General features: G+C 64.5%; 9 protein-coding genes and 1 tRNA gene. 9 read left to right on the top strand and 1 reads right to left on the bottom strand.

From position 1 onward, the window contains the following. Window positions 1–79 precede the first annotated feature (79 nt). Window positions 80–850 (bottom strand): SDR family NAD(P)-dependent oxidoreductase, encoded by a 771-nt coding sequence (locus tag FKZ61_RS12045; protein ID WP_141610368.1) that lies wholly within the window; start codon window positions 848–850, stop codon window positions 80–82. Window positions 851–1,108: 258 nt separating this feature from the next. Between FKZ61_RS12045 and FKZ61_RS12040 the strand changes: the two genes are divergently transcribed. The 9 genes from FKZ61_RS12040 (at window position 1,109) to FKZ61_RS12000 (ending at window position 13,485) form a co-directional block, all read left to right on the top strand. Next, window positions 1,109–1,510: an SCP2 sterol-binding domain-containing protein gene (locus FKZ61_RS12040; protein WP_141610367.1), complete on the top strand. Its 402-nt coding sequence runs from the start codon at window positions 1,109–1,111 to the stop codon at window positions 1,508–1,510. Window positions 1,511–1,522: 12 nt separating this feature from the next. After that, complete coding sequence (locus FKZ61_RS12035) at window positions 1,523–1,780, top strand: UPF0175 family protein (protein WP_141610366.1); 258 nt, start codon at window positions 1,523–1,525, stop codon at window positions 1,778–1,780. Then, a complete protein-coding gene (locus tag FKZ61_RS12030) occupies window positions 1,777–2,265 on the top strand; it encodes a DUF3368 domain-containing protein (protein WP_141610365.1) in 489 nt (162 codons plus the stop codon). The genes FKZ61_RS12035 and FKZ61_RS12030 overlap by 4 nt, the downstream gene beginning before the upstream one ends. Before the next feature lie 188 nt (window positions 2,266–2,453). Beyond that, window positions 2,454–4,457, top strand: coding sequence for a DNA primase (dnaG, locus tag FKZ61_RS12025; RefSeq protein ID WP_141610364.1), 2,004 nt, complete (start codon window positions 2,454–2,456; stop codon window positions 4,455–4,457). Window positions 4,458–4,582: 125 nt separating this feature from the next. Further along, complete coding sequence (rpoD, locus tag FKZ61_RS12020; RefSeq protein ID WP_326838565.1) at window positions 4,583–5,767, top strand: RNA polymerase sigma factor RpoD; 1,185 nt, start codon at window positions 4,583–4,585, stop codon at window positions 5,765–5,767. A gap of 120 nt (window positions 5,768–5,887) precedes the next feature. Further along, a tRNA-Asn gene (locus FKZ61_RS12015) sits at window positions 5,888–5,963 on the top strand. 549 nt (window positions 5,964–6,512) lie between these two features. Then, entirely contained in the window at window positions 6,513–10,166 is a 3,654-nt protein-coding gene (locus tag FKZ61_RS12010) for an indolepyruvate ferredoxin oxidoreductase family protein (protein ID WP_141610362.1), read from the top strand. An 18-nt stretch (window positions 10,167–10,184) separates the two neighbouring features. Next, window positions 10,185–11,363 carry an acyl-CoA dehydrogenase family protein gene (locus FKZ61_RS12005; RefSeq protein WP_141610361.1) on the top strand — a complete coding sequence of 393 codons (1,179 nt, stop codon included), beginning with the start codon at window positions 10,185–10,187 and terminating at the stop codon, window positions 11,361–11,363. A gap of 487 nt (window positions 11,364–11,850) precedes the next feature. Continuing rightward, window positions 11,851–13,485 carry a carboxyl transferase domain-containing protein gene (locus FKZ61_RS12000; protein WP_141610360.1) on the top strand — a complete coding sequence of 545 codons (1,635 nt, stop codon included), beginning with the start codon at window positions 11,851–11,853 and terminating at the stop codon, window positions 13,483–13,485. Window positions 13,486–13,503 lie beyond the last annotated feature (18 nt).

Below are 13,503 nucleotides of genomic sequence, written 5' to 3'. Positions count from 1 at the left end.
CCGCCCGATTGTCCGGCCAGGAGACCGGACCTATCGCGTGGTGCGTGTACCGGTCGACGTACCACGCACTATCTGACGACTAATGAACGGTCCAACCGCCGTCAATGGTGATGGCGGCCCCGGTGATAAAACTGGAGGCGTCGCTGGCCAGGAAGACCACCAGCCCCTGGATCTCCTCCAGTTCTCCCCAGCGGCCCAGGGGGATCTTGGCGATGAAACTCTGGTAGGCCTCGGGATCGTTCATCAGGGGCAGGTTCATCTCCGTGGCGAAGGGGCCGGGCAACATGGCGTTCACCGTGATGTTGTAGGGCGCCCACTCCAGGGCCAGGACCCGGGTCATCTGGAGGATGGCTCCCTTGCTGCTGGCGTAGGGGGTGCGGTCGGCCAGGGCGATGATGGAGAGGGTGGAGCCAATGTTGATGACACGCCCGTAGCGCCGCTCCTTCATGTGGGGCGCCACCGCCCGGCACATGAGCCAGGGGCCGGTGACGTTGGTGGCCTGGACCTGGAGGAACTGGTCCAGGGAAAGCTGGTCGATGGGGCCCCGAATGTTGATGCCGGCATTGTTGACCAGGATGTCCAGATGGCCGAAGTCGTCCAACACCTGGGAGATGAGCTGGGTCACCTGTGCCTCGTCGGTCACGTCGCAGGCATACCCCTGACACTGTCGTCCCGTGGACCTGGCCAGTTCTCCGGCCACAGCTGCGACCTGGTCCCCATGGCGGCTGACCACAGCCACCCGGGCGCCGGCTTCGGCCAGGGCCGCGGCCATGGCCCTGCCCAGCCCCTTGGTACCTCCTGTGACCAGCGCAGTCCGGCCATCCAGGCGGAAACGATCTAATACGGGCATGTGCTGCTCCTTTTCGTTTTCATGTTCATGTGGTTCATGTTCATGCAGGTGCATGCCATATTTTATTGAGGAGTTTCATGCTATAATGCAGCCGACATCATCCCGGGACGGACACGACAGGACGGTCCGGCCGGGGTCGCCAGACATTGTACACCCCTGTCACCAGGGGTAAAAAACGGGGCTCGCTGTCCTTTGAGCTGGCTACGGCACGCGGCCGCGGCCAACCAGGGAACTGGTGAGCCATGGGAAGGGACATTCATGCCGGTTTTTGCATCTGACGAACAGCTATACGACGTGCTCCAGGCGGTATTCGAGCGGATCAGCGAGGAGCCGGCTCGCATTGAGCCATTCACCCGCAGCAACCTGGTCATCCGCATGAAATTTCGTGAACCCACAGCCGAGGTCCTGCTGGATGGGCGCCAATCGCCCCTGGAGGTGTTCTATGGACCGCGGCCGGGGCGGGCCGACCTGGAATTCGAGATGGAGGCAGACCTGATGCACCGCATCTGGCTGGGAGAGGAGAAGGCCAGCCAGGCCTTTTTCAGTGGTCGCATCCAGACTCGGGGCAACTTGATGAGGGCCATGCCGCTGTTGGAACTATTTCGGGAGTGTGAACGGGTCTACCCCGATGTGGTCGACACGTTTAAGCTTGGGACCTAGAAGGGGAGAGCGATGTCCAACACGGTATCTATCGAGATCCCACGTGAGATCCTTCATGCAACACGGATGACCCCTCAGGAGCTGAAAGTAGATTTAGCGATCCTTTTATTCCAGCGCGGCAAGCTTTCCTTCGGCAAAGCCCGAGAGATGGCCGGCATGTCCGTGTGGGCTTTTCAGCAACTCCTCGGTAGCCAGGGAATTCCGGTCCATTATGATGTTGAGGAGTATGACGAAGATCTCCAGACGCTGAGAGAGCTTGGCCGGCTATGATTGTAGTAAGCGACGCCTCGATTCTTATTAACTTGGCGCGTATTGGCGAGTTAGACTTGCTCCAAAAGCTCTACGGACAGATAACTATCCCAGATGCTGTATGGCAAGAAGTCGTCGTAGATGGGGGTGATCAGCCCGGCGCAGAGGATATCCGTACAGCCATCTGGATCAGAAGGATGGCTATCACCAACCGTCATTTAGTCCAGGCTCTACGGCAAGATCTGGACCCGGGCGAGTCTGAGGCGATTGCGTTAGCATTGGAGATCGGTGCTGACTTGCTCCTAATGGATGAACGCCTTGGGAGAGAAAGCGCCCGCTATTTTGATTTGCGCTATATCGGTCTGGTTGGTGCACTGGTTGAGGCCAAGCATAGAGGTATCATTACCAAGATCCGGCCCTATTTGGATGCATTGCGAGATAGGGCCGGTTTTCGTCTATCCACGGCACTTTATGAACGAGTCTTGCGAGATCAGGGCGAAGGATAAGGCCGACCTCTCCCGGGCGCTTTGACACCCCTTTCAACAATCGTTATAATTTCCCTGCCTGGTCCACAGTCGACTTCGTCCAACTCTCCCGGGCATCCGCTCAACGGTGAAAGGTGTTGTCGTGACACGATGTGAACAGGGCGCCATGTGAAAGATACAGGGTGAACTGAAACAAGGGGGCGGCAGAAATGAGCGCGATCGACGAGATCAAGCAACGGGTCGACATTGTCGAGCTCATTTCCCGCTACACGCCGCTGAAGAAGGCCGGCAGCACCTACAAGGGGCTCTGTCCGTTCCATCACGAGCGAACACCCAGCTTTGTGGTCTTTCCCCACACGGGAACGTGGCACTGTTTCGGCGCCTGCAGCACCGGGGGTGATGTCTTCACCTTCCTGATGAAGCAGGAACAGCTGGAATTCCGGGAAGCGCTGGAAATGTTGGCCCGGGAAACCGGCGTCTCCCTGGAGAGCAGTCAGGACGAAAGCTATCGCCACCGGACGACCCTCTACGAAGTCAACGCCGCCGCCGCCACCTACTTCACCCAGATCCTGTGGGAACACCCGGCCGCCCAACCGGCCCGCTCCTACCTGGAGCGACGGGGCATCGACCGGGCCACGGCGGAACAGTTCCAGCTGGGCTATGCGCTAGATAGCTGGGACAGCCTGCGGGATCACCTCTCGGCGGCCGGATACAGCCTGGAACTGCAGCTGGAAGCCGGCCTGGTCAAACGCCACGAGGAACGGGAGAGTATCTACGACGCCTTTCGGGCCCGGGTCATGATTCCCATCCGGGACCGGCAGGGCCGGGTGATCGGGTTCGGCGGCCGTGTGCTGGACGACCGGCAGCCCAAGTACCTGAACACCGGTGAGACGCCCATTTTCCACAAATCCCGGGTTGTCTTCGGACTGGATCAGGCCTACCGGTCCATCCGGGAGCGGGGGATGGCAGTCATCGTGGAAGGCTACATGGACGTGATCGCGGCCCACCAGCATGGCTTCACCAACGTGGTGGCCTGCATGGGTACGGCCCTCACGGCAGAACAGTTGCAACAGCTGCAGCGCTATACCGACCATTTCGTGCTGGCCCTGGACGCTGACAGCGCCGGCCAGCAGGCGACCATCCGGGGGCTCAACCAGGCCCGACAGGCCCTGGGCCGGATCCGCAAACCCACCTTCACAGCAGGCGGCCGCCTGCGCCTGGAAGAGCGCCTGAGTGCCCACCTGGCCATCGCCTCCATGCCGGAAGGCCAGGACCCGGACGACGTGATCCGCTCCGATCCGGCCCGGTGGCAGGCGCTCATCGAACAGGCCCAACCGCTGGTGGATTTCTATTTCCAGGTGGTGGCCCGCCAGTACGATTTGACCACCGCCCGGGGCAAGGGCAGTGCAGTGGCCGAGTTGACGCCCCTGATCGCCGAGCTGGACGACGAGATCGAGCAGCAGCACTACATCCAGCAGCTCAGTCGCCTTGTCCAGATCGACGAAATGACCATCGCCGGCCGGGTACAGGCAGCCGCCCGGGCCATCCTGGCCACCAGCGGCAAAGCGGCCCAGCCTGGAGAAGCCCGGCGTCCGGCACAGCCGGGATGGCAGCCCGGGCGGGCGGGCCCGCCAGATGGGCCGCCTCCGCAACAGGCGCCCCGTCCGGAGCTGGCCCAGCGCGGTGATGTCTCGGAAGACTACCTGCTGGCCAACCTGCTCCTGGATCCGGAGCTCCTGATCTGGCTGGCCGGTGCCACGGCAGAACGGGAAATCGAGCCCCTGCGGGTGGAGGATCTGGAAAACGTTGAGAATCGAGAAATCTTTCGGGCGCTCAAGCAGTTCCTGGCCGGGGACGAACCCTGGGACTTGGCCCTGTTCCAGGAATCCCTCACCGGGCACCTTCACCGGCGCCTGGCGGAACTGCTCCAATATGGAGCTCAATTGCCCAACCGTAACCTGGAGGAACTACAGCAAGACCTGCTGAAGGTGGTGGTGCGCATGCGCCTTCGCCGGCTACAGGCCGAATATACCCGCATCAAATTCATGCTGGACGAGGCGCAACGGATGGGTGACCGGGATGCTGTGCGGGAACTTTACTCGGTCAACAACCGTAATTTGCGCGAGCGATCCCATCTCGAACAGACGTGGGTCGGCCTCAGTCGGGTGCTACACGCACAGGGACACCCCAGCCAGGGGGTGAAAGTTCGCTAAACTGCCCGTACGGGCAAAGGAGACAGATGGTTAGGCGACGCCGGACTGTAACCAATCGCAGCAGCGCCGGGCGCGATGAATCCATAGCGCCCCTACCGCGGAGCCGGAGCTCGGCGGAAAGTGAGTTGGACGAATACATCCATCTCGGCGAAAACGAAGAGGAAGAAGACGTCTTTGACGACGTGCCCGAAGAGGAGGACGAGGAAGAGGAGAGCGCGCCCATTCCTCGTATCGAACGGGACACCAAGCTGGAAGAGGAGATCGAGCAAGAGAAGTACGTCCCCATCGAAAAACTGATCGAGGACGTGCCCGAGCTCGGCCAAAGCCTGGATCCCGTTCGCATGTATCTGCGGGACATTGGCCGTCACCCACTGCTCACCGGCGAGGAGGAGCTGGAGCTGGCTCGGCGCATCGCCGAAGGGCGCGAGGCCCAGCAGAAACTGGCAGAGGTGACCGACCCCGAAGAACGGGCGCGCCTGGAAGAAATCATCGCCCGGGGCAAGGAAGCCCACGACCGGCTGGCCCGCAGCAACCTCCGCCTGGTGGTGAGCGTGGCCAAACGCTACATCGGCCGGGGCCTGAGCTTTCTGGACCTGATCCAGGAGGGGAACCTGGGGCTCCTGCGGGCTGTGGACAAGTTCGACCACACCCTGGGCTTCAAATTCAGCACCTACGCCACCTGGTGGATCCGGCAGGCCATCAGTCGGGCCATCGCCGACCAGGCCCGTACGATTCGCATCCCGGTGCACATGGTGGAAACCATCAACCGGCAGGCGCGGGTCAAACGACGGCTCCAGCAGGAACTGGGCCGGGAGCCCACCTTCGAGGAGATTGCCCTGGAGATGGACTTTGTGGAGCCGGAAGCGGCTGAGCGCATCCGGCAGGCCATGCAGGAAGGCAAACCCCTGGATCCCGACCTGGAGCGGCAACTGGAGCGGGCCGCAGCCAAGGTGCGGCGCATCCAGCGGCTCAGCCAGGAGCCCCTGAGCCTCAACACGCCGGTGGGCAACGAAGAAAACAGCTACCTGGGCGATTTCATCGAGGACGACAGCCTGCCCGGCCCCAGTGATATTGCCAGCCGGCGACTCCTGAAGGAGCACATGCAGGAGATCCTGGACGGGCTCAGCGAGCGGGAACGCAAGGTCCTGATCATGCGCTTCGGCCTGGAAGACGGCATCACCCGTACCCTGGAGGACGTGGGCAAGGAGTTCGACGTCACCCGGGAGCGGGTCCGACAGATCGAAGCCAAGGCCCTGCGCAAGCTGCGTCACCCGCTGCGCAGCCGCAAGCTGCGGGACTACCTGGGATGAAATGGCCCTCCTTCCCGCGGGGGAAAACGCAAACGGAAAGTGTACCTTTCGCCCCTGGAAATTTGACAATCCAGGGGCGAAATCGTATACTAAGCCCGTAATGTTCAAGGGCAACCATAATCCTCGGTAGCTCAATCGGCAGAGCATCCGGCTGTTAACCGGACGGTTGTTGGTTCGAGTCCAACCCGGGGAGCCAAACAATTACAACACGGGAGGCTGTCTGGCCTAACACCTGGCCAGACAGCCTCCCTTCGTTTAAAGGTTTAAAGAATGTAAATGACTCCCCTGCAAAAAGGCATTTTTCAACGCAAAGGCGCAGAGGGCGCAAAGCCGCAAAGAAACGCAGGAGAGAATTGTTCTAATCAGCGTTTATCTGCGTGGGGCAGCGTCCAATTTGACCTTTTTGCAGTAGAGTCATACCTGAATTTTGATATTTGCAGAGCCACGTATCATATCTTGCTAACCACAAACAATCTACAACAAAACATGCAGATCTTCCCCCATCTATGAACTCCGTATGCTCCATTACGTCGAGCGGACAAGCCTTTCGGCTACAATGAACGTACCGGACGCGCCAACATCACAGCTCCCCTTGCCCCGTCCCAGCACCGATTCCGTCCCACACCGTCGTGGGATTGTTGCAAGCCGATATGCCGCAGTAGGCCCTGACCCAACCCGGCACGGCTGCCAATAATCCCGACGGTTCCCCGTCGGGATTCTTGTTGTGTATGTGGAGAGGTGCATCATGCTGGCAACTCCCGAACGTATCCTGGAGCCGCCGGACCTTCCGGCGACGCTCCCGCCTGAAAAGACCAGACAGGAGCCCATCTCCCTTTCCCTGGATGACAGATATCTCCTGGAAGAAGGCGTCGTCCTCCTCACCGGCATCCAGGCCCTGGTTCGGCTCCCTCTGGATCAGCATCGCGCCGATAGGCGACGTGGCCTCCTCACCGCCACCCTGATTTCCGGCTACCGGGGTTCTCCCCTGGCCGGCCTGGACCTGACCCTCCAGAAGGTCCAACATCTCCTGGCTCAACATCACGTGGTCTTCCTGCCCGCAATCAACGAGGACCTGGGCGCCACCGCGGTCTTTGGCAGCCAGCTGGCCAATCGACTGCCCAACCCCAAGTACGATGGCGTCCTGGGCCTCTGGTATGGGAAGGCCCCCGGCGTGGACCGAAGCGGCGACGCGCTCAAGCATGCCAATTTTACCGGCGTGGGCCGGTACGGCGGCGTACTGGCCGTGGCCGGCGACGACCCCATCGCCAAATCGTCCACCCTCCCCTCCCATTCGGAGGTCGCCCTCTACGATGCCCAGATGCCGGTCCTCTATCCGGGATCTATCCAGGAAATCCTGGACCTGGGCCGGCTGGGTTTCGAGCTGTCCCGCTACAGTGGCTGCTGGGTGGGCTTCAAACTGGTGACCGAGCTGGCCGATGCCTTCGCCACCGTGGAAGTGTCCCCTGAACGGATTCACGTGGTGGACCCAGGATTCCACTATCGAGGCCGGCCATGGCAGGCCACCCAGAACCCCACCCTCCTGGCCCCCCACAGCCTGTACCTGGAAGAGGAGCTGGTGGAAGGCCGGCTGGAGGCCGCCAGACGATTTGCCGCGGTCAACCACATCAACCGCATCACCGTACCCACCGCCGACGCCTGGCTGGGTATCGTCGCGGCGGGCAAAACCTACTACGACCTGCGGGAAGCCCTGCAACGCCTCGGCCTGGATGATGCCCGGCTGGAACGCTACGGCATCCGCCTGCTGAAGGTGGGCATGCTCTATCCCCTGGAACCGGACATCGTCCTCCGCTTTGCCCGGGGGCTGGAGGAGATCCTGGTCATCGAAGAAAAGCGGGCCTTTGTGGAGCTCTTCCTCCGGGAGATCCTGTACAACCGGCCTGACCGTCCCCGCATCGTGGGCAAACGGGACGAGACAGGTGCCTGGCTGGTCCCCGGCCACGGAGAGCTGGACGCGGACAAGATCGCCGCGTTGCTGGCCCCACGACTGCGCCGACGCCTGCCAGCGGAGGCCATCCGGCTCCCCGTCCCCGACATCCCGGCCCCCTCCGTGGATCCCCTCCCGGTCCAGCGAACGCCGTACTTCTGTTCCGGCTGCCCCCACAACCGCTCCCTGCAGACCCCGCCCGGCTCCCTGGTGGGTGCGGGCATCGGCTGCCACACCATGCTCCTGCTGATGGACCAGGACAACGTCACCGGCATCACCCACATGGGCGCGGAGGGGGTCCAGTGGGTGGGTGCGGCCCCCTTCAGCGGCGTGCCCCACCTCTTCCAGAACCTGGGTGACGGCACCCTGGCCCATTCGGGGACCCTGGCCATCCGTCAGGCGGTGGCAGCCAACGCCAACATCACCTACAAGATCCTCTACAATTCGGCCGTGGCCATGACCGGCGGCCAGGCTGTGGACGGCGGCCTGCCCATCCCGGATCTGACCCGGCTGCTGGAGGCCGAGGGCGTGCGACGTACCATCGTGGTCAGCGCCGATCCCGGACGCTTCCCCCGCCAGGCCCGCTGGGCCCAGAACGTGGAGATCTGGGGCCGGGAGCGGCTGGATGAGGCCCAACGGATCCTGCGGGAGACGCCGGGCGTCACGGCCCTCATCTACGACCAGGAGTGCGCGGCCAACCTGCGGCGCAAACGGAACCGGGGCCAGGCGCCTGATCCGCCCAGGCGCATTTTCATCAACGAAGCAGTCTGCGAAGGCTGCGGCGACTGTGGCCACAAGTCCAACTGCCTCAGCGTGGTGCCGGTGGAGACGGAATTCGGGCGCAAGACCCAGATCCACCAGTCCTCGTGCAATCGGGACTACAGCTGCCTGGAAGGCGATTGTCCCTCCTTCATCACCGTGGAGCTGGATCCGGACCACAAGTCCGTTGTGTCGCCGGACCCGACCCTGGGCAGGCTTCTGAGCGGTCCGATGCCGCCTGAACCCCGTCGCCGGGTTTCGCTCCCCTGCCACATCTACATGATGGGCATCGGCGGCACCGGCGTGGTCACGGCCAACCAGATCCTGGGCACGGCCGGACTGCTGGATGGCTGCTTCGTCTATGGCCTGGACCAGACCGGCCTCAGCCAGAAGGGCGGGCCGGTGGTCTCCAGCCTGAAAATCCTGGCGCAGCCCCAGGAGGTAGCCCACAAGGTCGGAGAAGGCAGTGCCGACCTCTACCTGGTCTTCGACCTGTTGACAGGGAGCACCGACGCCCACCTGAGCCGTGCCTGGCCGGAGCGCACCTTTGCCGTGGTCTCCACCAGCCAGGTACCCACCGGGGCCATGGTCCGCTCGCCGGATCTCGCCTTCCCGCCGGCAGAGCAGCTGTCCCGGCGCATCGAAGCCCGGACCCGGCCGGGCGAACAGCTCTATCTGGATGCCACCGGCCTGGCCGAGGCCCTGTTCGGCAGCCACATGCAGGCCAACCTGCTCCTGGTGGGCGCCGCCTATCAGGCCGGCCTGCTGCCCCTCCGCGCCGCATCCATCGAGCAGGCCATCCGCCTGAATGGCGTGGCCGTGGAGAAGAACCTGGAGGCCTTCCGGGCCGGGCGACGTCTGGTGGCCGCGCAGGCGGAAATGACCGGGCAGCCGGATTCCACAAATGGGCGGGTGCCGGCGCTCCATCCTGCCGGCGCAATGGCCTACCCCGCTGCCCGGCCCCCCCTCTCGTCCGAGGCCCAGGCCCTGATCGACCAGGTGGGCGCGGAAGGCGAGCTGCGCCGGCTCCTGGAAATCCGGGTACCGGAGCTGATCGCCTACCAGGACCTGGCCTACGCGCGTCACTATGTGGCGTTCGTCCGCCAGGTTCTGGACGCAGAGCGCCGGACGATGGGCGACCAGACGCGCCTGAGTGAAGCGGTGGCCCGGTATCTGTTCAAGCTCATGGCCTACAAGGACGAGTACGAGGTGGCCCGCCTCCACCTGCTCCCCGAAGTGGACGCCGCCCTGGCCCGCCAGTTTGGCGGTGGCCAGAAGCTGCCCGCCCGCATCCGCTACCAGCTTCATCCCCCGCTGCTGCGCGCCCTGGGCCTGCGGCACAAAATCGGAGTAGGGCGATGGTTCCGGCCGATCTTCCGCCTCTTGGTCTGGCTGCGACGGCTGCGGGGAACCCGGCTGGACATCTTCGGCTACACCCATGTCCGCCGGGTGGAGCGGGCCCTGATCGGCGAATATCGGACTGCGGTGGAGCAGGCCCTGGCCCACCTGCAGCCGGAGACCTACGACCTGGCCGTACGCCTGGCCGAGCTGCCCGATCTGGTGCGGGGGTACGAGGCGATCAAGTTGCGCAACGTGGACCGGTACCGGTCGGAGCTCCGCCGGCTGCTGGCCGAGCTGGAAAGCGCAGCCGCCAGGCAGGCGCAAACGGCTTCTGGCCCGGCCCCGAAAGCCTGACCTCCCAGGAGGCATACCATGGATTTCCATCTCAGCGACGAACAGCGGATGTACCAGGCCGCGGTGCGGGATTTCTGCCAGCGGGAGCTGGCGCCCTACGCCGCGGAGGTGGATCGCACGGGCGAGCTGCGTTGGGAGGCGATTCGAAAGATGCCGACCCTGGGGCTGACGGGCATGGGCGTCCCCGAAGAGTATGGCGGCGCGGGGCTGGACACGGTCAGCGCGGCCCTGGCCATGGAAGAGGTGGGCCGGGCCTGCGGCTCCACTGGCCTTTCCCTGGCCGCCCACAACAGCCTCTGCTGTGGGCCCCTGGTACGGTGGGGCACCTCCGCCCAGAAGGAGCGCTTCCTGCCTCTACTGACCAGCGGCAACTACCTGGGTGCGCTGGCCCTGACGGAGCCGGCCGGTGGCTCGGACCTGGCCGGGAGCGTCCGTACCACAGCCCGCCTGGAGGATGAGTGGTGGGTGATCAACGGGCAGAAGGCCTGGATCACCAACGCCCGCCATGCCCCGGTCATCATCGTCCTCTGCCGCACAGAGACGGAAGCCACCCCCTCCCGGCCAACCCACAGCTTCAGCATGATCCTGGTGGAGCCAGAGCGGGAAGGCGTCACCCTGGGCAAGCCCGAAGCCAAGATGGGGCTCCACGGCTCCTGCAGCCAGATGGTCACCTTCGACAATGTGCGGGTGCCGGCGGATCACCTGCTGGGCGAGCGGGGTCGGGGCTTTCACCAGGCCATGGCCACCCTGGACGGCGGCCGCATCCTCATCGGGGCGCTAAGCCTGGGCCTGGCCCAGGCCGCGTACGAGGCAGCCCTGGCCTATGCCCGCCAGCGTCACGCCTTCGGCCGGCCCATCGCCCAGTTCGAGGCCATCCAGTGGATGGTGGCCGATGCCGCTGTGGAGCTGGAGGCGGCCCGGCTGCTGGTCTGGAAGGCGGCCTGGCTCAAGGATCAGGGGGAGGATTTCACCCGGCTGGCCGCAGCCGCCAAGCTCAAGGCCTCGGAGGTGGCGGAGAAGGTCTGCTTCCACGCCATCCAGATCCACGGCGCTTACGGCTACAGCCGGGAGTATCCGGTGGAGCGCCTCTACCGGGACCAGCGCCTGATGTCCATTGGCGAAGGCACCAGCGAAATCCTGCGGCTGGTCATCGCCCGGCATGAGCTAGGCCTGCGTGGGGGCGACCCTGCCCCGTAGGGGCGGGCCCCCGTGCCCGCCCGATGATGCCGGTCTCCCGCAGATCCGGCCACGTTCGGCGGGCCGGAGACCCGCCCTACGGAACCCGTGGCCCAACTGGGGTGGATGGCACCCCGTGCCGTAGGTGCGGTCTCCGGCCGCACGGTGTCGCCAGCCCAGGCAGATGAAGGGACAGCGACGGATGCGTAGGGGCGGGCCCCCGTGCCCGCCCGATGGTGCCTATCTCCCGCAGATCCGGCCACGTTCGGCGGGCCGGAGACCCGCCCTACGGAACCCGTGGCCCAACTGGGGGGGATGGCACCCCGTGCCGTAGGTGCGGTTTCTAACCGCACGGTGTCGCCAGCCCCAGGCAGATGAAGGGACGGCGTCGATGCGTAGGGGCGGGCCCCCGTGCCCGCCCGATGGTGCCATACCCAGGCAGACGAAGGGCACCGGTTTTCGCAGGTGTGGGCAGACGAATTCCAGGAAACCCTCGAGAACACACACCATGGAACCCATCCCATCCCGCGTGGATCCCCACGATCCCCAATTTCAGGCCAATGCCCGCCATCACCGGGCCCTGTTGGAAGAGCTCCACACCCGGCTGGAGCAGATACGCACCGGTGGCGGCCCTGAACCGGCCGCGACCCAGTGGCAACGGGCCCGGCAGCGTCACCAGGAACAGGGCAAGCTGCTGGTGCGGGACCGCATCGACCGGCTGCTGGACGCCCATTCCCCCTTCCTGGAGATCGCGCCCCTGGCCGGCTGGGCGCTGTACGAGGACTATGTGCCGGCGGGCGGCCTGGTGGCGGGCATCGGACGCATTGCCGGCCGGCCTTGCATGATCATCGCCAACGATGCCACGGTCAAGGGCGGCACCTACTACCCCATCACCGTCAAAAAACATCTGCGCGCCCAACAGATCGCCCTGGAAAACCGGTTGCCCTGCATCTACCTGGTGGATTCAGGCGGCGCCTTTCTTCCCATGCAGGATGAGGTCTTCCCCGATCAGGACGACTTCGGCCGCATCTTCTACAACCAGGCCATCATGAGCGCTGCGGGCATCCCCCAGATCGCCGCCGTGATGGGAAGCTGCACCGCAGGCGGCGCCTACATCCCCGCCATGAGCGACGAAGCCATCATCGTGGACAAGACGGGGAGCATCTTCCTGGGGGGGCCGCCCCTGGTCAAGGCGGCCACCGGAGAGGAAGTTTCGGCCGAGGAGCTGGGCGGCGCCTACGTCCACACCCACATCTCCGGCGTGGCCGACCACTTCGCCCGAGACGACGACCACGCACTTCAACTGGTGCGGGAGATCGTGTCCACCCTGCCCAAGCCGCCCCCCACGCCCCTGGACCTGGCTGCCCCGGAAGAGCCCCTCTACCCACCGGAGGAGATCCTGGGCATTCTACCCCAGACCTTCCGGGAGCTCTATGACGTGCGGGAGATCATCGCCCGGCTGGTGGACGGCAGCCGCTTCCGGGAATTCAAGGCCGACTACGGCCAGACCCTGGTCACCGGCTTCGCCCGCATCGAGGGCTTCCTGGTGGGGATCGTGGCCAACAACGGCATCCTCTTCAGCGAGAGCGCCCTCAAGGGCACCCATTTCATCCAGCTCTGCGCCCAACGTCGGGTTCCCCTGCTCTTCCTGCAGAACATCACCGGCTTCATGGTAGGCCGGGAATACGAGGCGGGCGGCATTGCCAAAGACGGCGCCAAGATGGTCCAGGCGGTGGCCAATGCCCGGGTCCCCAAGCTGACAGTCATCATCGGCGGCAGCTTTGGCGCAGGGAACTATGCCATGTGCGGCCGGGCGTACGGGCCCCGCTTCCTCTGGACGTGGCCCAACAGCCGCATCAGCGTCATGGGCGGCGAGCAGGCCGCCAACGTGCTGGCCACCATCAAGCAAGATCAGTTGGCCCGGCAAGGGAAACCGCCCATGGACGACCAGGAACTGGCCGCCTTCAAGGCGCCCATCCTGGAAAAGTACGAACGGGAAGGCAACCCCTACTACGCCACCGCCCGGCTGTGGGACGACGGCATCATCAGCCCCCTCCAGACCCGACGGGTGCTGGGGCTGGCCCTGGCCATCTGCACAGGCGTCCCCGTGGACGAGAGCCGTTACGGCGTCTTCCGCATGTAGGTCGGACAGGGGTTCCTT

The organism is Litorilinea aerophila, from assembly GCF_006569185.2.
GTDB lineage: Bacteria > Chloroflexota > Anaerolineae > Caldilineales > Caldilineaceae > Litorilinea > Litorilinea aerophila.
Note: the sequence above shows the minus strand (reverse complement) of the source record. Positions and strands in the feature narration are given on the sequence as shown.

Bases quoted from the DNA above. Each gene is read 5' to 3' on its own strand.
- FKZ61_RS12045 (WP_141610368.1), bottom strand. From the start codon at position 850: ATGCCCGTATTAGATCGTTTCCGCCTGGATGGCCGGACTGCGCTGGTC.
- FKZ61_RS12010 (WP_141610362.1), top strand. From the start codon at position 6,513: ATGCTGGCAACTCCCGAACGTATCCTGGAGCCGCCGGACCTTCCGGCG.
- FKZ61_RS12040 (WP_141610367.1), top strand. From the start codon at position 1,109: ATGCCGGTTTTTGCATCTGACGAACAGCTATACGACGTGCTCCAGGCG.
- dnaG (WP_141610364.1), top strand. From the start codon at position 2,454: ATGAGCGCGATCGACGAGATCAAGCAACGGGTCGACATTGTCGAGCTC.
- FKZ61_RS12030 (WP_141610365.1), top strand. From the start codon at position 1,777: ATGATTGTAGTAAGCGACGCCTCGATTCTTATTAACTTGGCGCGTATT.
- FKZ61_RS12005 (WP_141610361.1), top strand. From the start codon at position 10,185: ATGGATTTCCATCTCAGCGACGAACAGCGGATGTACCAGGCCGCGGTG.
- FKZ61_RS12000 (WP_141610360.1), top strand. From the start codon at position 11,851: ATGGAACCCATCCCATCCCGCGTGGATCCCCACGATCCCCAATTTCAG.
- FKZ61_RS12035 (WP_141610366.1), top strand. From the start codon at position 1,523: ATGTCCAACACGGTATCTATCGAGATCCCACGTGAGATCCTTCATGCA.